The organism is Sporofaciens sp. JLR.KK001, assembly GCF_036941055.1.
Classification (GTDB): Bacteria; Bacillota; Clostridia; order Lachnospirales; family Lachnospiraceae; genus Sporofaciens.
The window spans coordinates 546,322-565,148 of sequence record NZ_JAYMNO010000001.1 but is presented as its reverse complement, the minus strand read 5'-3'; the positions used below and the strand labels follow the sequence as shown (position 1 = coordinate 565,148).

The following is an 18,827-nucleotide window of genomic DNA, read 5'->3' as shown; positions in this document are numbered from 1 at the left end:
TGCCGCTATATTGCAAAAGAATTATCCTGCAGTCAGATACCCGGTAACGGAACGTCACGCTTTCAGCGCTTCACAGCAGCGAAGTATTATGCCCCTCACGGCAGCCGCCATATATCCCTGCAAACGCTCCCGCCCGGCTCGTTGCCCACAGGAATAACCTGCAGGCGCTCGTTCATGACAATACCAGCAGCGCCGTAAGCCATACAGCCGCATACAGATAATCGCCTCTTCCCGCTCTCTTCTTGCATCTCAGATAGAATCCCCCGTGATACCCCCTAAGCATCATACTGTCATAGACAATCTGCGCCCGGTCCATGCTCCGCAGAAGAAGCTGCCCGACCATTGTTCCCCAGACCTTATAGTGCAGCCCCTTTTGCCCCGGCGCACGCAGGGCATAGGCATCTGTCATCCGTTCAATCTCTTTGAGCAGAACGATGATATAACGGTACACCAGCATAAGAACAGTCACAAATATCCCGGGAATGCCAAGCTTCCGAAGCGCATAGCACAGATCCTCAATACTGGTCGTAACCATCAGCAGATAAGACGCTGAGACCGCGAAGATCCCTTTGACCATCAGCGTCACCGCCGATACCATGCCGCCGGTAACCGCAAACTCTCCGATCAGGAACAATACCTTTCTGTCAAAAAAAGGATTGGCAATCCCCACCAGACAGACCAGCGCCAGAACCGCCCTCATCCTCTTCACCAGAAGCCTGACGGAAATGTCTCCCAGCACAAAGCTGACGATGAGATATACCCCCATCATCAGGAGTCCGGCAAGGTCATATTTCCCAAATGAAACCGTTATTAGAATGAAAAAAACGGTCACCAGCAATTTCGGCAGCGGGTGGACTCCCTGCAGCCATCCGGATCTCCCCGCCTCCATGTCCATCTTATGTAAATCAGAAATCGCTTCACTGATCTTCTTCATTACCGCGTCCCTTTTTTGGCATTTCCTCTCTCTGCAGTCTGGGCGGACACTGTTCCGGACCGTCTGACCTTCTTAATGACAACACAGACTCCCAGACATACCGCAAGCACGATCACGCCTCCGGCGATTCCGGAAACTGATGTACCGGCAGCGCTCTCACATGACTTAAACGCGTAATCCGGCAGGAACGCCGTGATCTCCTGAATCTTTTCTGCTGATCGATAGATACCGCCCTCTGCCGCCAATTCTGCCGTCCCGGCAACCTTCTCCATCGACCACTCCAATCCATCCGGATTACCGGATGCAAACAGTGACGCCACTGTACCGATAAGCAATGCCAGAACCGCCAGTACTGCAACCGTTCCCTTCCGGCTCATTCTCCCTGCCGTCTCAGTCTTTCCGGCCAGATCCGTCTGTCCTGCCTTGCAGCATAACATTTCCGGCCGCGCCTCATAGACGAATACCAGCACAGCCGCCGTGATCAGACCTTCCACCAGTCCGATCGCCAGATGGATCGGCTGCATCATCCCCAGGAATACCGCAAACGGAAGCTCCGTGATCCCTGACAGCAGCGTCTCAACTGTTACTGAAAATGCACCTAACTGCAGTCCTGCAATACATCCGACGATCGACGCCGCCGTAATGGTCTTCTTCGTCATTTTCTTGCCGGTCATCCCCCTCCATATCAGGCAACCACCGATAAAACACCCGTAAAAAGCCATATTCCATATATTGCACCCTAATGCCAACAGACCTCCGTCCGCGAACATCAGGCACTGGATCGCCAGTATCGCGATCATCGTAAGAAACCCTGCGTACGGGCCCAGCACCGCACTCAGAAGCATCCCTCCGCACAGATGCCCCGACGATCCCGTCCCGGGTATGGTGAAGTTAATCATCTGAGCTGCAAATATGAACGCGCCCATAACTCCCATCATCGGAATCTTCCTGTCCAAATCGTCAATCTGTACCTTCTTTACTGAATATGCCGCCGCCGCTGCGGACGCAGCATACATGGTTCCCGCTACCGCCGGTGAAACCAGCGCATCTGCCATATGCATAATTTTCCCTCCACTATTATATTTCCACTATTATATTTCTGCTGCCGGCGATGATATCCCAAGCCGGTTAATCTGGGACGCCATATATCCGGCGCCGTATCCGTTATCAATATTGACCACCGCAATCCCGTTGGCGCAGGAATTGATCATCGTAAGCAGCGCCGACAGCCCATTCATACTCGCGCCGTATCCTACCGATGTGGGGACGGCGATCACCGGCTTATCCACCAGCCCGCCGATCACACTGGCAAGCGCCCCCTCCATCCCGGCAACCGCCACCACGCACATTGCGCTCTGGATCGTCTCTACTCTGGCAAGAAGTCTGTGGATACCGCTCACTCCCACATCATAGATCCGCTCCACGTAATTTCCGAAGAATTCTGCGGTCTGCGCCGCCTCCTCCGCCACCGGGATATCCGCCGTCCCTGCCGTACAGACTGCAATCTTCCCGGCTCTCTTCTTATCCTTCTTCTCTATCTTCAATATCCTTGACAGAGGATCGTACTGTGCTTCCCCGAATCTCTCCTGTATCAAGGCCGCCTGCTCTGCGGACGCCCGCGTCCCAAGCACTTCCCCCTCTGCCGCATAGATCCTCTCATAGATCCGGCACAGATGCTCATCCGCCTTCCCGCTGCAGAATACCACCTCCGCAAATCCTGAACGCAGTTTCCTGTGCGTATCCAGCTTCGCATACCCCAGCTCCTCAAGAGGCTGCCGCCGAAAATACGCTTCCGCATCATTTACGGACATCTGCCCTAATCTTACCTGTTCTAATATTTCCCTGGTATCCATCCCGTCTCCTTTCTTTCTATGATGTCCCTATCCTGTCTCCTTTTTGCCGTGCCCCATACTTTCATCCGGCGGTATTTTGCCTCAGATCATTTCTATCTGTGCGGTTTAAATATCTATTTCCAGTACACAGGCAAAACCCTAAAAAGACGCACAAACCCCCTTCCGGAAATCTGTACGCCTTCTGAACATACGTTTCAAAAATATACATGCAAGCATCCCAGTGAAACGACACGACAAAGGCTTCTGCCTGTCACAAGACAACTTCTGTTATCTGTTCCTTGATTCACTGTCAAATTACTTCTTCGTTCCTTAACTGCTCTATCACAGCCTCCACCATGTAACTCATGGATGTATTCTTCACACCGACGATCACATTATTACACTGGTTCATGGGAATCAGCAGCTTCTTAGCGTCACTCTGCCCGACTGCCGCTGCCATCGCCGGAGTGATCTCCCCGTACATGGAATCTGCAATGGCAATCCCGACCGGACCGATGATAATATCTGCTTTCCTGCTGCCCACTACTACCGCATTCTCACCCGTGGCAGCGTGGTCTGCTCCTGCCTTCAGCATGTTAGAGGTCGCGATAGAATTCGTTCCCGCTGCCGTGATCTCTGCCTTGGGAAATTCTTTTCTTATCGAGGCGACGAGCTGCCTGCCCATACCGCCTCCCTGTGCGTCTACAATCAATATCTTCATGGATTCGATTATAACAAATCTTTCTTTCGGCTGCAACTGCTATTTTCTTCCCTGCTGCATTTACAAAAACAAAAAAATGTTTGTACCTCTTCTCACATTTCTTCCTATATTTTACGCAAATACCATCTTAACAGAACGCCAATCCAAATAATCGATAATGCAACTGCCGGAAGCATATAAAATAATATATTCTCACAGGCTGCTTTCCCTATCCAAAAAGACGGCAGCAAAGACACCATATATTGCATGTGATCTTCAATAAAAAACGGAACAGCCGCGCCCAAAATAATCAGTGCAGAAAATTTTGTTACCGCCATACCCTCCAGCTTATTTGAGGATATCGTCACGACTAACAGCGCTATGATCATCCCCTGCAAAGTTCCGGCGGCCGCAAATAATACTATGTCAACCGCCAAAAGAGCTGTCAGTTTAAAGACAGGCAATAAGATAACAGTTACCAAAAATGCAATAAAGGCAGGTACACCAAACCGTGCGGACAGATATCCGGTCTTTCTCAGAGGCGTAACAAATAGATAGATGGCTGTCTTTTCATCCGCTTCTTCTAAAGAAACCATTGCAGATACGAAGCAAAACATTGCAGGAGTCAGCATTGCAAAGAATACATCGATCAACCTATAATAGGGGGAAATAATCATCGCCATATGAAAATATTCTGTCAAAATCTCTTCCAAAAAAGGTATTGCAAACCGCACAAAAATACCCGCAAGAACCGGCGCAAGACAGGCGGCAAACAACATCATATCCCGCCGCATATATGCTGTCATCTGTAAAAAACTTAACCGGATAGATCTCATAGCTTCACACCTCCCGTACTGCTCCACATTTTCAAGACGCAGTATTTCGTAAGATAAAATAAAATCGCCAGCAACGCTGTTACAAGAAAAATTCCTGCTATAGACGGGTCATAACCAGATACCATTTCCATACAGGCATTGATCGGATAATGCCGCAACCACAGCGGAGTGATTTTGAATAAATGCAGGATCGCAGGAACAAAACAAATCATTTCTATCGGTACGGTCCATAGAATAAATTGATTAAGACTGGTTATCTGCGTTGCAATGATGATAGCCAGAAGTGTAAATACCATGCTGGATATCACTGTGCCAGACAATATAATATGTATTCTGTCCATATCTGCGGTTAATGCCAATACTGCAGCAACCACAAGAGAAATCACTGACAAAGAACCAGATTTAGCGGCAATGTATTCCTCCGCCCTGACAGGCGAAACAGCAAACGCACATGGCGTATGCTGATTTTTTTCCAGCAGGACGATTGCCCCCATAAAAAACAAACCCATTGACGCCGGATCAGAAAAAATCAGAATAGCTGCAATATTTTCTCTCCAGCTCTCTGGAACAGCCAGAAGAACGATCACATAGATGATCGTCAGGACAGCGTACAAAAAGTAAAAACCATATTTTGCCTGAAAACGCATATCCAGTAAGAACAAGCTTCTTAACCTCATAACAGCGTCCTCCCTGTAATATCCATAAAAATATCATTTAGCGTCGGCTCGCTGCTATGAATCGATTGCAGGCGGTTTTCGGCAATCAGACGTTTCAGCCGTTCATCAGAAGATATGTGCTTAAGAGGGCAGTTCGCACTGTGCTCACCGTCTTCCACCCATGTGTAGGTTACGGTTGCCGCGCCTTTTGACATGATCAGATTGTGTGGACTGTCAAGGGCGCATATCTTACCGCCCGCAATAAATGCTACTCTGTCACAAAGCTCGGCCGCATCCTGCATATTATGAGTGGTTAACAGAATCGTTTTCCCTCTTGCCTTCTCCTTCAAGATCATATTCTTCATCACACGGCTGTTTGCCGGATCCAGTCCGCTGGTCGGTTCATCAAGACATAACAAAACCGGGTCGTGCAGCAATGCTTTGATAAAATTCAACCGTGCTTTCATACCCTTTGAATAATCGGATACACGCTTATCCGCGTCGTGCTCTAATCCTACCATTTCCAAAAGTTCCTCTATCGGGCGCGGCTCCTTTTCATACAGTGATGAGAAAAACCGCAGATTTTCTCTGGCAGTTAATTTCTCATACATAGTTGAAAATTCAAAATCCACTCCTATATCTTCATAAAAACGCCTGGTTCGCTTCTTGCACTCAACGCCATTGACCACAACAGAACCCTGATAAGCAGTCAGCATCCCGATCAGCACTTTCTGCAGCGTGCTTTTACCCGCACCGGACGGTCCCAGAAATCCAAAGATTTCTCCTGAAGAGACTGAAAAGCTCATGCCGGTAATAAAAGGCTGCTTGGTATAACTGAATGAAAGGTTCCTCACTTGTATCATAAATCTCCCTCCTTTTTTATACTATATGACCATTTTAAATTAAATAGTCAATTAAAGATTTGTTTTAAGGAACTGCATGTAAATAACTCAAACCATTTGCATACAGTTCCCAAGTCAATCGCCGGAGCTTTCAAGTCAACGTTATTATATTAACTGTATTACCATCCCGTATATCAGCGTACGCAGCGCCTCATCATACTGTTCTTCTCCAATCTCCGCTTTATGCAGCGTAGCGAAATAGATGGCATGGAACGCGGCGCTGATTACTTTGACATCTGCTTCCTTTCGCACAGGGAGCAACGCAAGCATCCTCTCTATCGTATCCGTATCATCCTGAAAATGCTCTTCTACGATTTCCCGCGGCAGCTTACGCGCAAGCAATTCCACTTCACCTACATCAAGCATTTTCAAAATCAGCATTTCCTCCGTCATCTTATAGAACTCAAAAATCACATCCGTCAGCCTGTCCGCTGTGAGCTCCGCCGGCGCAATGCCTGATATAGTCTGGTAAAGCCTGCGGTTGACGTCCTCCTGCTGCTCCTGGATCACTTCAAATAAAAGCAGTTCCTTGGATTTATAAAATAGATAGAAAGTTCCTTTGGGAATATTGACCCGCTTCACGATCTCATCGACAGTCGTGCGGCGGACGCCATACCTGGCAAGGCATTTGGCCGCTTCTTCTTTCAATCGCTTCCTGATGTATTCCCGTTCCTGATCTGAATAGCTTTTTGGCACTTTATGTTCTCCTATTTGACTATTTTTATCTGTATAGTCATTATATGCAGTCTATCATACTTTGTCAACTAAAAGATACAGATACACTTCAAATTTACTTAGTAGAATTAAAATCGCCGTGCGCATGATATAGATTAATTGTCAGAAAATAGTTGTGAAATCAGATAATCAATATCTGTTGCAAATTGTGGACGTTGCCCTTGGGCATATGCATCGAGGTATGCCTGGCAGGCATCTACAATGGATTTCGTATTCTTGTCAATGATATTTTGTATCAATATAGCAAATCGATTGCCCTCTGTACGATATCGTCTCAGATACTGCTTTGTGACAGGAAACATTTTTATGTAGTGCAGACCATGCCTGTTTTTTGGCCGCGTCGTCGGTCTGGGAGGCAAAGCGAAATACTGGTCTTTTGGAGCAGCTGACGGAATGTTAGAACGAATGGGAATCGCAAAATCATAATTTTTCTTTTTGTATTTCAAGCGAATTACAAGTACATAGGGACGCTTTGATTTAGTAAGAACCTCTGAATCATTTTTATATTTATCAAAAAGTGTTGTGTCAACGGAGACTAGCTTCATACCAATAATATCCTCCCATAAACCAAAAAGGCTTGCCTTGCGGCAAGCCCTTCTACAAGTAAGCGATATTCTACGCTTTACAGCACCCCGTCGCTTGCGGAAGTAAAACATACACGTTCATGATATTCTTGCCGTCATGACCGGCGAGCGCTTTACTCACTATTATTATACTCAATTTACAGTGAAATAGCAATGGAGTTAGAAGAAATTTTTTATCTCAACCTTTCCTCTCCCATTCTCTTACCGTTTCGTCCGCTCATCCAGACAGACTAACAGTATAACTATTGACATCTACTTCCTAATGGAAATGATATTTATCCTGTAATTTTCTCTAAAAGCTCTTTGTACTGCACCAATGTCACATTTTCCATTCTTCCAGCGACTTCCATACACCCCTTTGTGAATCCATTTTTCGCAAAAAGATACAGATACACTTCACCATAACGGAATATCTTACTTCGCCTTATCAGTGTTTCCAGAACACCTGCATCTACCTTTTCGTTTGTCCATTTGCACTCTCCAAACAATGCCGTATCCTTATCTTGTTCGCCCATAATATCGATCTCTGCCTGGCTGCGGGTAGATGGATCCGTTCCCCACCAACGCCCCAGTTCCTTGAACTGTACAGGGGATTCGCCGTTTAGTAATAACTTCCATAGATATTGCCTGCATATCTCTTCAAATACTTTCCCCGTATAATCTGACAGATATGGTTCGATCCGCTTATAAACCAGATCAGCAGCGCCGCGGCTGATTATTGAATTATTCTCCGGCGCAAACCGATACCAAAATTGAAACATATTATCGCCAATAGCATATATTGACTTTCGCGATGCCTTTTCACCATAAGGTGTTTCCTTTTGAACCAGTCCCAATTCCATTAAGTTTCTCAGATAGGTGGCGCAAACACTGGTATCTTCATCAACTTTTGCAGAGATTTCTACCATCCGGGAAGCGCCGGTTGCAATAGCCGTAATGATGGCATTATAAAGCGCCGGTTCCCGTACCTCTTGCTTCAAAAGATTTTCAGGTTCTTCAAAAAGTGAAGATGTTGGATTCAGAAATGAAATCTTCGAAATATCGGCATGTATCCGCGAAATCAAAAGTCAGTATTCTCATCTGCGATGTCCGTCTGCCATAAAGCGGCGCCTTATATGCCAGTACGTGATCCTCCATATAAGACATCGAAGAACCGCAAAGAATCAACATCAATTTAGATCCGTCTTTGTATTTATCAATCAGAAGCTGTAAAGTAGACGCCAGGCTCTTAGAAGAGCGGACCACATATGGGTATTCATCGATCGCTAAAATCAGCTGGTCTTTTTCCGCCAGCTTAAAAAGTGTATGGAAACAAACTATCTTGCTATTATTTCGTCATGCCGATATAATAAGGGTAAACGAGGTGAGGGAACATGATCATAGAAGATTTGCTGAATAAAAGGAACATGACAAAATACCGGCTTGCAGTTGCGGCGGGAGTGCCGCATACAACGCTGAATGACATTTGCAGCGGAAAAACAAAGTTGGAAAAATGTTCCGCGGAAACAGTATATAAAATAGCAAACGCACTGGGCGTTTCCATGGAGATGCTGACAGAAGGCGGGCTTCGGGAAACAAAGCGGGAACGCAGTTTCGAATGCGGCCTGCCGGACTATCTGCAGCATGACCTGGATGCATACAAGGAAGGTTTAAAAACAAAATCCGATATTCTGGACTGCCTGTGGGGAGAGTTGTACGGCAGTATCAACATGGCAGAGATCAGCGAGGGTGTAATTACCCCGGAACATGCGGATTACCTGCGGAAGAAGTATCTTTGGAAAGGGGCGTGTGTATGAGCGGATTTATAGATTTTACTAACTGCAGGCGGATAGTTGACAAGGCATACAATGGTGCGAATGGGAAAAAAATTGCGGTGGAATATGAAGGGCGGCAGTATATGCTGAAATTCCCGCCGTCCGGCCAGTCAAAGCCCACGGAGCTTTCCTATACCAACGGCTGTTTTTCGGAGCACATTGCCTGCAGCATTTTCAACATGCTGGGTGTTGCCGCGCAGGAGACCATACTTGGAACCTTTGATGTGGCAGGAAAGGCAAAAATTGTCTGTGCCTGCCGCGACTTTACCATAGATGGGAAGCAGCTCTTTGACTTCTGCTCCATCAAGAATACGATTCTTGATTCGGACAGCAACGGAAGTGGGACAGAGCTTTCCGATATCCTGGAAACGATAGAAAAACAGCAGTTTGTGGAACCAGGCCGCCTGCTGGAACATTTTTGGGAGGTGTTTGTCATAGACGCACTGCTTGGCAACTTTGACCGGCATAATGGCAACTGGGGATTTTTATACAATCCTGTATCAAAGTCCACCGATCTGGCCCCAGTTTATGACTGCGGAAGCTGCCTGCTCCCACAGGCGGATGAAAGCGTTATGCGAAGCGTTCTGGAAAATGAGGATGCATTAAACAAGAGGGTATTCCAGTTCCCGACTTCTGCCGTGAAACTGGACGGAAGGAAAATTAATTATTATGATTTCCTGACAAAAGCGGGAAATGCAGACTGTAATAAAGCGGTAAAAAGGATTTTTGACAGGCTGGATATGAAGAAAATACATCAGTTCATAGAGGAAACCCTGTATATCAGTGAGCTGCAGAAAGCGTTTTACAAAAAGTATATAGGGGCAAGGATATCCCTGATCCTTGCTCCTGCCCATGAAATGATTCTGGCAGATGAGCCGGGGGCAGATTGAATATGTCCCCGGCCTCAATAGCATTCTACGCTTTGCCTCAATACCTATTTTCATTTTAGATTCCCTTCTTACTTTGCTAAAATAATATCTTCAACTATTACATCTGCGCCATCAATATTCCATTTAACTCCGTAAAATAGTAAGTAGGAAATAATCCGTACCTGTTCATAAATCTACGCATTTGGTAAAATATTCCTTAAAGATGAATAGAGATTCATCCGTACTTTGACAAAAAAATCCACCTAACAGTTTCTGCTAAGTGGATGTCCCCTCTGGTCGCTTAGGGCTGAGATATGCCCGCTTATAACTGTCTCGCTTAAAGGTCGAGATATACCTTCTGTTAAGCCAAAAAGCATTAACCTACATATAGTATACTCAAATACTCCCGAAATATCAACTGACTTTTAAAATTATCAGCTCTGACGCTTAAATTTATACTTACACTCTTAGAGTACATTGGATTTTATTTTCTCATTTTGCTTTATCAACGCAATCTTATTTAAGCCATAAAATCCCTGTATTCTGCTTTTTTAACTTTTGTTGTTATCTGCTCCTTCACCACCTTTCCACATGGTCCTCTATATCAACCGTATTTGTATCTTTTTAGCGATCTCTTCCTTGTATTCTCTCAATGGAGTCTCTTTCATGGATTCCAGTATCCTCCTGTGCTTTTGCTCCCTACTCTGCTTTACCCTTTTCCATATTTTTTCCCAAGCCTCCATGATCTGGCTGATCATGTGCCCAATCTGGATCAGATAATAATGGTTTTCAGTGCCTGATAATTCCTGCTGTACTGGTGTTCCAGATGGTATCCCTGCCTTTTCTGCGCGTTAAACCCATCATTCTCGATTCTCCATCTCATCCTTCCGCGCTCCACCAGTCCTGCCACATTTTTTCTGGTGATTGGCAGATCTGTGAGAAACCAGAATTCTTTCCGGATCGTTTCTGCTTTTCCCTTTTTCCTGCCCTTTTTGCAGATATGCTCCCCGCTTTCTCCATACTCTGCCAGATTTACCTGATGTCCTTTATAATCTATATCTGTCACGTAATCATACCATTCCTTCCCAGTCTGTGTTTCGCGCTCCTGGTAATTCTTCTCCATTTCTTTCAGTTCTCTGTATTCTTCCCCAATGCTCGGGATGCTCCCCTCCTTATACCGCAGGATATACCGCCAGTTTTTTCCTTTGCATCTCTCAAAGAAACCTTCACAGGCATACAGACTGTCCCCGCACAGGCAGATCGGCAACCTTGGAAACGCTTTTTTCAGCTTTTCCATTAAACGCCAGCAGGCCTTCCTTTCACAGTCCTGTTTCTCCATTTCTTTTCCCTCTTCATTATCCACAAATTCCGTCTGAATACTGATCAGGATTTTCGGATGCAGTACCAGCTTTGCTTCCAGCACATAATAATAGTTCTCCTGATACTCTTTTTCCGTCCCCTTGTTATGGGTCCGGTGCAGGCTTTTCCCATCCAGTTCCCTCCGGCTGCTGCAAAGCTGCGTTCCATCTATGATCACCTGCCAGTACTTGCCCCTGATTCGCATATTTTCAAAAGCCCGGCTGCAAAGAAGCCTGCTGCAAAGGCGGTTTAAGATGTCCTGCAATTTTTCCGGATCTACTTTTTCCAGATACCGGTTGATGGTTTCCCAGTAGGGAAGCTCCTCCACGGTCTGTTCCTCCCCGGATAGATGCCAGATGTTTTTGATCATTTCACTGGAATTGAATTCTTCACTTGTTTTCCTCATACTGCTGATGTAAAATAGAGAAGAAAGGATACGGGTCATAAGAAGTAACACAGCAGGATAGGTAATATAGCTCTGGTTTCTGGGATCTGGAATCTGTTTTAACAGGGGTAAAAGATCTGGGAAAAAATGCCGGATTAGCTTGGCTAATTCACATGCAAGGTTCAACTGTTCCAGGTGTTCCCTAACCTCTTTTCTTCTGATTTTTATTCTTGCTTCATAGTAAAACCTCCTCTCTTTTATGGTGGTGCGAAAAAATAGTTGTTTGGTTACTTCTATTATCGCGCATCTTCCCATAAAATGGGAGGTTTTTTTATTAATTTTTTTAAGCGTCAGAGCTGTAAAATTATTTCCGGATAAATATACTGAATGCTCTCCCCACATCTAATCCAACAGACAAGCTTATAGCTTGCCTGCCCCGCCAATTCTGTAAAATAAACAATATTTTTCGCTTTCTGCAAATCTACGGATACATACTATCTTCTCCCCTCAAAATATCCTCTGTAAGCTGCTGATACTGTGGGAACTGCTCAATATAAGTTTGATACCTTCTCCTAATTTCTGCCCGCTCTAACGGATCGGCATTCTTTCTATCATGATCATTCCCGGTATACTCCAACACATCATTGGCAATCTCACACAAAAGCTCTTCGCACAGCATTTCCCCATCCTCAATGATCACCGGCGCCAATGGGATACTTCTGCTGGAAACACTGATCTTCAACAGGATATATCCAATCTTGTCCTGGACATTCGGATATTTCTCCCGAAGGGCGGCAAGATCCACAGATGGGATCCCTGTTTCTTTTCCAGCCGGTAAGCGTTTTTTGAAAGAGACAGAGCCTTCCGGTGTGACCATTTAATGCCGCACCAAACATAGCTTCTTTACTGACACCCCACGTCTTAAGAAATTCATTCATTACTTCTGTGACTACTAATCCCTCCGGATAAGGTAGCTCAGCCCGGCAGATCATGGCCAGGCCTTCCATTTCCATATATGGCATATGCAGAAGCTTCCGCCGGTTGGCGCCTTTATTAATAAGGGAAATACTCAGATATGGCTTTACATATTGGTAATCTTCTATCTGGCTATCCCTCAGCATCAGGTCCAGCTCCCTGCACCCATCCAGCCACAGGCAAAACCCTTGCACCAGTTTACGTCCAATATCAATATATCCGGCTCCTCCATGATCGCCTGCGCGATCGCAAGGCGCTGCCGCATCCCAAGGAAATACTTCTTCACAGGCTTCTTCGATCCGGGATCCAGGCCCACATGCTCCATGATCTGGCTAAGGTACTGGTTATCCTTCTTATTCCGGATCTGATACAGATACGCCAGATTCTTAAGCCCGCTGGCATTCCCAAGGAATGCCGGTTCTTCGATGATGATCCCCACCGAAGAGAGCAGTTCCCCGGCTTCTTCTCCTTCCCGCCGACCATGATCCCCCCGCCGTCTTCCTTCTCAAGTCCGCAGAGGCACTTGAAGAACACCGATTTCCCGCACCCGTTGTATCCCGTGACGCCATAGACCTCCCCTCTCCTGCACGAGATCGAGACATCTGTCAGCACCTCGTTATCCTTGAAGCTCTTCTTTTGATGACCACAGTAAAGGGAACGGAAATCTGGCAAAAGTCACCTGCCCTGTAATGGAAAACGAGCGTTCCTGTAATAGAAATTGTAATGAAAAATCCTACTCCTGGAAACATACATCCGATAACCGCTATGATAATCAACATAAAATCTTCATGTGAATCATAAGGTTCTTTTTCATTTTCACCAGACATATTCGAATCATTAGAACTGGATTCTATCATTTCCGAAGTATCCATTAACAGTGCATCTGTTGAGGATATGGAATGATTGCCCTTTTTGCGATATGGGGTTGTATTTTTCATTCATTTTGCATATAATAAAAATGTGATTATAATACACAGAAATACCTATAAAAATGTGGGAGCGTATATCTATGGAACGATTGATTTTGAATAAGCTGTTGGATTGGAAGAATTCACCCTACCGCAAACCGCTGATCTTAAAGGGCGTGCGTCAGGTGGGTAAGACTTGGACCCTCAAAGAATTCGGCAAACGTTATTATGAAAATACAGCCTATTTTAATTTTGATGAAAATGAAGAATATAAGCAATTTTTTGAGACCACCAAGGATGTTGACCGCATTCTACAGAATCTAATGCTGGCCAGCGGCCAGAAGATCGTGCCAGAAAAGACGCTCATTATCTTTGACGAAGTACAGGACTGCCCTAAAGTTATCAACTCCATAAAGTATTTCTGCGAGAATGCTCCGCAATATCACATTGCCTGCGCCGGTTCTCTGTTGGGAATTGCTTTGGCGAAGCCGTCTTCCTTCCCGGTAGGCAAAGTGAACTTTATGCAGATTGATCCTATGACTTTTATGGAATTTTTGCCTGCCAACGGCGACGAAAATCTCGCCAGATACCTAGAGAGTGTGGACACCATTGCACCAATTCCTGATGCCTTTTTCAATCCGCTTTATGAGAAATTGAAGATGTACTATGTTACAGGCGGTATGCCTGAACCAGTGCTCATGTGGACGGAAGCACGAGACGTCTCTGCTATGCAGGAAGCTCTGTCCGGAATCATCGGCGCTTATGAACGTGACTTTGCCAAGCACCCCAACATCAGTGAATTCCCGAAGATCTCTATGATCTGGAAATCCATACCATCCCAACTGGCAAGGGCAAATAAGAAATTTATCTACAAGGTGGTCAAAGAAGGGGCACGCGCCCGGGAATATGAGGATGCTCTGCAATGGCTGGTGGATGCCAGGCTGGTGCATAAAATCTACCGCAGCGCCGCTCCCGGACTGCCCGTAGCTGCATATGATGATCTATCTGCATTTAAGATCTATCTGGTGGATGTGGGACTGCTCCGCCGCCTGGCTCATCTGGCTCCTACGGCATTCGGAGAAGGAAACCGTTTGTTCACCGAGTTCAAAGGTGCACTGACTGAGAATTTTGTACTACAGGCCTTAATTACGCAGTTTGAAGTGGTTCCCCGATACTGGAGCCAGAATAATCCACCCTATGAAGTTGATTTCCTAATCCAACGGGAAAATGATATTTTCCCCGTAGAAGTCAAGTCCGAAGCCAACACCAACAGCAAGAGCCTGAGGAAATTCAAAGAGCTGTTCCCGAATCAAGTCAAGCTCCGTGTACGGTTCTCACTGGATAATTTAAAGCTGGACGATGATGTACTGAACATTCCACTGTTTATGGTTGACCAGGCGGATCGTCTGATCGGGCTGGCATTAGAAACGCGGTAAACGAAAGGCAAGCCGTCACTATGGATGGTAGCGGCGGCTATTTCTTTTTCCCTTTCAGGGAAATCCAAAAGTTTAGATTTCCCCACAAGGGCGCAAGTCAAATGTGCATGCAAGCATGCCCACTTGGTTCGTTGCTCGCGGGAATAAAGATACAGAACTGAAAAAGGCCAGCATATGTAACATTCTCTTCTACTCCCCTGTTTTTCTTTCATCAGACTTATTCACCTTAAAATACAGAAATAAGTTAAATGGTTTTGTTTGAAGCTCCTGCACAATATGCTCCTGCTTGTCTAATATGGTTTGTATATATTCTTTCTCTTCCGTGTTAATTTTTATTACAAGAAATTTTATATCACACCATACAGCAAACATAAATTCATCATAGAAAATCACATTTGAAATATCATCATAACCAATAGATTTATTATTGAAAATAATTCCGGATTCATCAACGAATGCTTCTGTTAGTCCGCCAATGTCTTCATATACAACCTTATGGACTCTCTCTTCAAACTTCTTACCTACTCTCTGATACCAGATTATCCACACAGTAACCAATACCCCTACCGTTAATTCCACTGCAAACATTACATACTGCCGGAGTTCAAACAAACGCACTGAAAGAATATATGACACCGGTGTTAAAATGTAAAGTACTTTATGAGCTAATTTTCGATTCCCCAGCGGCACGTAGGGCATACAATATTGAAGCGAAAGCATATGTTCCAGCTTCTTTTTGTCATCTTCATTAAAGTCTTGAATGATTTTCATACAACTACTACTCCTTCTAACACCACTTATGTCAAGTTCTTGATTCATTTGAGTCTAACCTATGGCTAAGATAAATTTACTTATTTTGGCTAATGCAGCAAGAATACTGCTTAAAGCTCCCTCCGGAAGCGCGAAAATAGCTATGATCGCCACAACGGCTGCCGCAACTACTACAGTTGCCAGAACTGTAACTGTTTCCGTATTAAACTGCTTATCCCCATTCCCATTAAGCGATATCTTAAAATGAAGCGTTACAGAAATACCAGCCTCCAGTTTACTATCATCCGGCATCAGATTTTCTGTGCTGACCGTAATCGCGAACTCCGCATAATACGAAGTAACCTTATCTATCTCAAATGTTATATTGCCAGATTTCACAGACAATGCTATGTTATTCAAAATCTCTTCGAATGTATCGGCTTCGTTAATTCCATTCAGGTCAAGCTCCGTTGCGAATTCTGCTGTTAATTCAATCTCCCCTTCAGGACTTGCAAATACGCCCAAAGGAATCTCCTTGTTATATTCGTAAGTAGGAAATAATCCGTATCTGTCAATTCATGTGTATTTCTGATACAATCACTTCAAATTATGGAGGTATTGCCTATGGATAAAAATGAACTTACAAAGACAGAACTCTGGACAAAACGTATCCAGGACTTTCATGAAAGTGGTTTATCCCAGAAAGAATGGTGTCAGGAGCATCAAATTCCACAATCAACTTTTGGCTATTGGATCCGGAAGCAAACAAAAGAACAGCCAGATGAACCTATTTTTGCAAAACTTCCTTCCCAACAGGAAATCTCATCTGATCTTTCAGTCGGCGGTGTGCCTGTAACGATCTATCTTCCCGGAAGCATCCGGATTGAAATTGGTGCCGGGTGTCCTGTCGGACTTATGGCTTCTTTGATCCATACACTGAGTGCTTATGCTTGATCTGGCCGGCGGAACAACTGTGTATCTTGCATGTGGTGTCACGGACTTACGAAAGAGCTACCAGGGATTGGCGGCTATTATAAAACTAAAATTCCATCTGGATCCGTATTCCCGTTGTATGTTTGCCTTCTGTAATCGCAGACGCACATCAATCAAAATCCTCCAATGGGACGGGTCAGGATTTTGGATCTTAATGAAGCGGCTGGACCATCATTCCTTTCACTGGCCGGATACACCAGATGAGTTGAAAAAAGTTACGTTAAAAGAAATACACTGGCTGTGTGACGGATTATCCCTGGATCCCAAGGGCGCTTTCAAGGAGCACCATCCCAAGATTGTCATCTAGCCAAAAACGGAGTCTGTCAATTCGCAAAAAGCTGAAAATCTTAGGATTTTCAGCAATTTTTCCTCTGTTTTTCTAACGCATTTCCCCTCGAAAACAGCACGGTTTTATGGTATTCTTTTCTTAGCTTAAAACAATCAGGAGCACCGGACTATGGAACCACTTTTTTCTAAGAAACAATTACAGGAAATGAGTAAAGAAAATATAATCACACTGCTTACAACCATGCAGGCGCATCAGCAAAAGCAGGAAACTAAGATCCAGCTCCTGACGGAAAAAATGAAGGAGCTGGAGTTCATGAATGCGCTGCTTTCTGACAGGCTGGCGCTTGCCCAGCGGAAACAGTTTGGTGCCTCCAGTGAAAAGTACGCGGATGGATATACGCAGATGGATCTGTTCAATGAAGCAGAGCAGGAAGCGGATCCGAATGCAGCGGAACCGGAAATGGAAGAGATCCATCCGAAATCTTACAAACGCAAAAAACCTGCTGGAAAAAAGGAAGAAGATCTTTCTTCTTTTGAGACGACAGAGGTGATCGAACATAAGCTGGAAGGGCAAGAACGGTTCTGCCCGGAATGCGGGACGAAATACAAAGTAGTGACGACAGAGAAAGTAAAATATCTGAAATTTATACCGGCCCGTTTCGAAGTCGTAGAAGAGATCACATATATTTACAGCTGTCCAAAATGCGGAAAAATGCAGCGGCCAGAGAAGGCCCAGGCACTTATGAAAGGGAGTGTCGCCACACCATCCCTGGTTGCAGGTATCATGAATGCCAAATATGTAAATGGGATGCCGCTTGCACGCCAGGAGCGGGAATTCGCGCGGTATGATCTGAATCTGTCAACCAAAACGATGGCAAACTGGATCATCCTGTGTGCCGGGCGGTATCTCCAGCCGGTCTATGACCTGATGAAGGAGGAATTCCTTTGCAGTAGGTATGTCCATAGCGACGAGACACGGATCCAGGTCATAGGCGAACCGGGGCAGAAAGGTACGACACAGAACTGGATGTGGGTGTATCTTACGGATGAGAATAGTGGATCTCCGAGAATGGTACTCTTCCAGTATGAGAGAACCCGGGGCGGCTACCACCCGGTGGAGTTTCTGGGAGATACATTTGAGGGTTATCTTACCTGTGATGGATACCAGGCGTACCATAGTCTCCCGGAGAAGATCACCGTGACAGGGTGTATGGCCCATGCAAGGCGACGTTTTGATGAAGCCCTTACAACATTGAAAAAGGATTTCACCAAAGAGCAGCTGAAAGAAACAACTGCATATCAGGCAATGGAGCGGATCGGCATGCTCTATAAGATAGAAGAAATGCTCCGAGGCAAATCGCCGGAGGAAAAATATACCGAGCGTCAGAAGCAGTCAAAACCGCTTTTAGATGCCTTCTTTGAGTGGCTGCATTCCCTGGAGGATGCAGTAGACAGATCATCGAAAATAGGAGAAGCGGTATTGTACACGATAAACCAGGAACAATACTTAAGAAGATACTTGGATGACGGACATTTGAGTATCGACAATACGGCCGCTGAGAGAGCCATTAAGAACTTTGCGGTAGGACGCCGCAACTGGCTGTTTTCTAAGAGTATCAAAGGAGCAGAGGCCAGCGCAACCGTATACAGCATAACAGAAACGGCGATCCTGAACGGACTCAAGCCCTATAATTATCTGACCTACATATTGGAAAAGATGAAAGATTTGGCTCCATTTCCGACAAAAGAAGACATTCTTCCACTATTGCCCTGGTCAGAAACAATACCGGAAAACTGTCGTACCAAACGACCAGAGGGGACATCCACTTAGCAGAAACTGTTAGGTGGATTTTTTTGTCAAAGTACGGATG

The 18,827-nt window shown here is 45.2% G+C and carries 22 protein-coding genes and 2 pseudogenes; 6 read left to right on the top strand and 18 right to left on the bottom strand.

Translation table 11 applies throughout. The features are described from left to right. Nucleotides 1-172 precede the first annotated feature (172 nt). The 11 genes from cbiQ to VSQ62_RS02940 all read right to left on the bottom strand — a co-directional run bounded on the left by cbiQ (nt 173) and on the right by VSQ62_RS02940 (nt 8,424). Nucleotides 173-934, bottom strand: a complete 762-nt coding sequence (gene cbiQ, locus VSQ62_RS02990) for a cobalt ECF transporter T component CbiQ (RefSeq protein ID WP_334633121.1) — start codon at nt 932-934, stop codon at nt 173-175. After that, the gene (locus tag VSQ62_RS02985; RefSeq protein ID WP_334633120.1) at nt 934-1,995 is read right to left on the bottom strand and encodes an energy-coupling factor ABC transporter permease; all 1,062 of its coding nucleotides are present in this window, start codon (nt 1,993-1,995) and stop codon (nt 934-936) included. Before VSQ62_RS02985 ends, cbiQ begins: the two co-directional genes overlap by 1 nt. A gap of 30 nt (nt 1,996-2,025) precedes the next feature. Beyond that, the gene (larB, locus tag VSQ62_RS02980) at nt 2,026-2,787 is read right to left on the bottom strand and encodes a nickel pincer cofactor biosynthesis protein LarB (RefSeq protein WP_334633119.1); all 762 of its coding nucleotides are present in this window, start codon (nt 2,785-2,787) and stop codon (nt 2,026-2,028) included. Between the two features lie 289 nt (nt 2,788-3,076). After that, entirely contained in the window at nt 3,077-3,487 is a 411-nt protein-coding gene (locus VSQ62_RS02975) for a DUF3842 family protein (RefSeq protein ID WP_334637544.1), read from the bottom strand. A 104-nt stretch (nt 3,488-3,591) separates the two neighbouring features. Next, nucleotides 3,592-4,302 carry an Rv2686c family ABC transporter permease subunit gene (locus tag VSQ62_RS02970; RefSeq protein WP_334633118.1) on the bottom strand — a complete coding sequence of 237 codons (711 nt, stop codon included), beginning with the start codon at nt 4,300-4,302 and terminating at the stop codon, nt 3,592-3,594. Then, nucleotides 4,299-4,979 carry a fluoroquinolone export ABC transporter permease subunit gene (locus tag VSQ62_RS02965; RefSeq protein ID WP_334633117.1) on the bottom strand — a complete coding sequence of 227 codons (681 nt, stop codon included), beginning with the start codon at nt 4,977-4,979 and terminating at the stop codon, nt 4,299-4,301. The genes VSQ62_RS02970 and VSQ62_RS02965 overlap by 4 nt, the downstream gene beginning before the upstream one ends. Continuing rightward, nucleotides 4,976-5,821: an ABC transporter ATP-binding protein gene (locus VSQ62_RS02960; RefSeq protein WP_334633116.1), complete on the bottom strand. Its 846-nt coding sequence runs from the start codon at nt 5,819-5,821 to the stop codon at nt 4,976-4,978. The genes VSQ62_RS02965 and VSQ62_RS02960 overlap by 4 nt, the downstream gene beginning before the upstream one ends. A 144-nt stretch (nt 5,822-5,965) precedes the next feature. Then, a complete protein-coding gene (locus VSQ62_RS02955) occupies nt 5,966-6,556 on the bottom strand; it encodes a TetR/AcrR family transcriptional regulator (protein ID WP_334633115.1) in 591 nt (196 codons plus the stop codon). Nucleotides 6,557-6,690: 134 nt separating this feature from the next. Continuing rightward, nucleotides 6,691-7,140 (bottom strand): hypothetical protein, encoded by a 450-nt coding sequence (locus tag VSQ62_RS02950; protein ID WP_334633114.1) that lies wholly within the window; start codon nt 7,138-7,140, stop codon nt 6,691-6,693. A gap of 314 nt (nt 7,141-7,454) precedes the next feature. Then, nucleotides 7,455-8,159, bottom strand: a complete 705-nt coding sequence (locus VSQ62_RS02945) for an ATP-binding protein (protein WP_334633113.1) — start codon at nt 8,157-8,159, stop codon at nt 7,455-7,457. Nucleotides 8,160-8,175: 16 nt separating this feature from the next. Next, nucleotides 8,176-8,424 (bottom strand): ATP-binding protein, encoded by a 249-nt coding sequence (locus VSQ62_RS02940; protein ID WP_286083078.1) that lies wholly within the window; start codon nt 8,422-8,424, stop codon nt 8,176-8,178. Between the two features lie 128 nt (nt 8,425-8,552). On the opposite strand from VSQ62_RS02940, the gene VSQ62_RS02935 reads away from it, so the two are divergent. Both VSQ62_RS02935 and VSQ62_RS02930 read left to right on the top strand, forming a co-directional pair. After that, the gene (locus tag VSQ62_RS02935; RefSeq protein ID WP_286083079.1) at nt 8,553-8,975 is read left to right on the top strand and encodes a helix-turn-helix transcriptional regulator; all 423 of its coding nucleotides are present in this window, start codon (nt 8,553-8,555) and stop codon (nt 8,973-8,975) included. Further along, entirely contained in the window at nt 8,972-9,883 is a 912-nt protein-coding gene (locus tag VSQ62_RS02930) for a HipA domain-containing protein (RefSeq protein ID WP_286083080.1), read from the top strand. The genes VSQ62_RS02935 and VSQ62_RS02930 overlap by 4 nt, the downstream gene beginning before the upstream one ends. A gap of 751 nt (nt 9,884-10,634) precedes the next feature. Here VSQ62_RS02930 and VSQ62_RS02925 read toward each other — a convergent pair. The 5 genes and pseudogenes from VSQ62_RS02925 to VSQ62_RS32390 form a co-directional block, all read right to left on the bottom strand. Continuing rightward, nucleotides 10,635-11,921 carry a transposase gene (locus tag VSQ62_RS02925; RefSeq protein WP_334633112.1) on the bottom strand — a complete coding sequence of 429 codons (1,287 nt, stop codon included), beginning with the start codon at nt 11,919-11,921 and terminating at the stop codon, nt 10,635-10,637. 166 nt (nt 11,922-12,087) lie between these two features. Next, complete coding sequence (locus tag VSQ62_RS02920; protein ID WP_334633111.1) at nt 12,088-12,483, bottom strand: hypothetical protein; 396 nt, start codon at nt 12,481-12,483, stop codon at nt 12,088-12,090. Between the two features lie 58 nt (nt 12,484-12,541). Continuing rightward, nucleotides 12,542-12,727: pseudogene (locus tag VSQ62_RS32595) on the bottom strand (hypothetical protein); the annotation flags it as partial. Then, entirely contained in the window at nt 12,727-13,032 is a 306-nt protein-coding gene (locus VSQ62_RS02915; protein WP_502957805.1) for an ATP-binding cassette domain-containing protein, read from the bottom strand. The pseudogene VSQ62_RS32595 and the gene VSQ62_RS02915, both read right to left, overlap by 1 nt. A gap of 17 nt (nt 13,033-13,049) precedes the next feature. Further along, nucleotides 13,050-13,193 (bottom strand): annotated as a pseudogene (locus VSQ62_RS32390) (ATP-binding cassette domain-containing protein); the annotation flags it as partial. Nucleotides 13,194-13,590: 397 nt separating this feature from the next. On the opposite strand from VSQ62_RS32390, the gene VSQ62_RS02910 reads away from it, so the two are divergent. Then, nucleotides 13,591-14,925, top strand: a complete 1,335-nt coding sequence (locus VSQ62_RS02910; RefSeq protein ID WP_334633108.1) for an ATP-binding protein — start codon at nt 13,591-13,593, stop codon at nt 14,923-14,925. A 189-nt stretch (nt 14,926-15,114) separates the two neighbouring features. On the opposite strand, the gene VSQ62_RS02905 is transcribed toward VSQ62_RS02910, so the two are convergent. After that, nucleotides 15,115-15,696, bottom strand: coding sequence for a hypothetical protein (locus VSQ62_RS02905; RefSeq protein ID WP_334633107.1), 582 nt, complete (start codon nt 15,694-15,696; stop codon nt 15,115-15,117). 54 nt (nt 15,697-15,750) lie between these two features. Further along, the gene (locus tag VSQ62_RS02900) at nt 15,751-16,200 is read right to left on the bottom strand and encodes a hypothetical protein (RefSeq protein WP_334633105.1); all 450 of its coding nucleotides are present in this window, start codon (nt 16,198-16,200) and stop codon (nt 15,751-15,753) included. Nucleotides 16,201-16,299: 99 nt separating this feature from the next. Here VSQ62_RS02900 and tnpA point away from each other — a divergent pair, with 99 nt between their 5' ends. The 3 genes from tnpA (at nt 16,300) to tnpC (ending at nt 18,787) form a co-directional block, all read left to right on the top strand. Beyond that, nucleotides 16,300-16,629 carry an IS66 family insertion sequence element accessory protein TnpA gene (gene tnpA, locus VSQ62_RS02895; protein ID WP_304472369.1) on the top strand — a complete coding sequence of 110 codons (330 nt, stop codon included), beginning with the start codon at nt 16,300-16,302 and terminating at the stop codon, nt 16,627-16,629. Nucleotides 16,630-16,648: 19 nt separating this feature from the next. Continuing rightward, nucleotides 16,649-16,975, top strand: coding sequence for an IS66 family insertion sequence element accessory protein TnpB (tnpB, locus tag VSQ62_RS02890; RefSeq protein WP_334633104.1), 327 nt, complete (start codon nt 16,649-16,651; stop codon nt 16,973-16,975). A gap of 150 nt (nt 16,976-17,125) precedes the next feature. Then, nucleotides 17,126-18,787 carry an IS66 family transposase gene (gene tnpC / locus VSQ62_RS02885; RefSeq protein ID WP_334633103.1) on the top strand — a complete coding sequence of 554 codons (1,662 nt, stop codon included), beginning with the start codon at nt 17,126-17,128 and terminating at the stop codon, nt 18,785-18,787. Nucleotides 18,788-18,827: the final 40 nt, after the last annotated feature.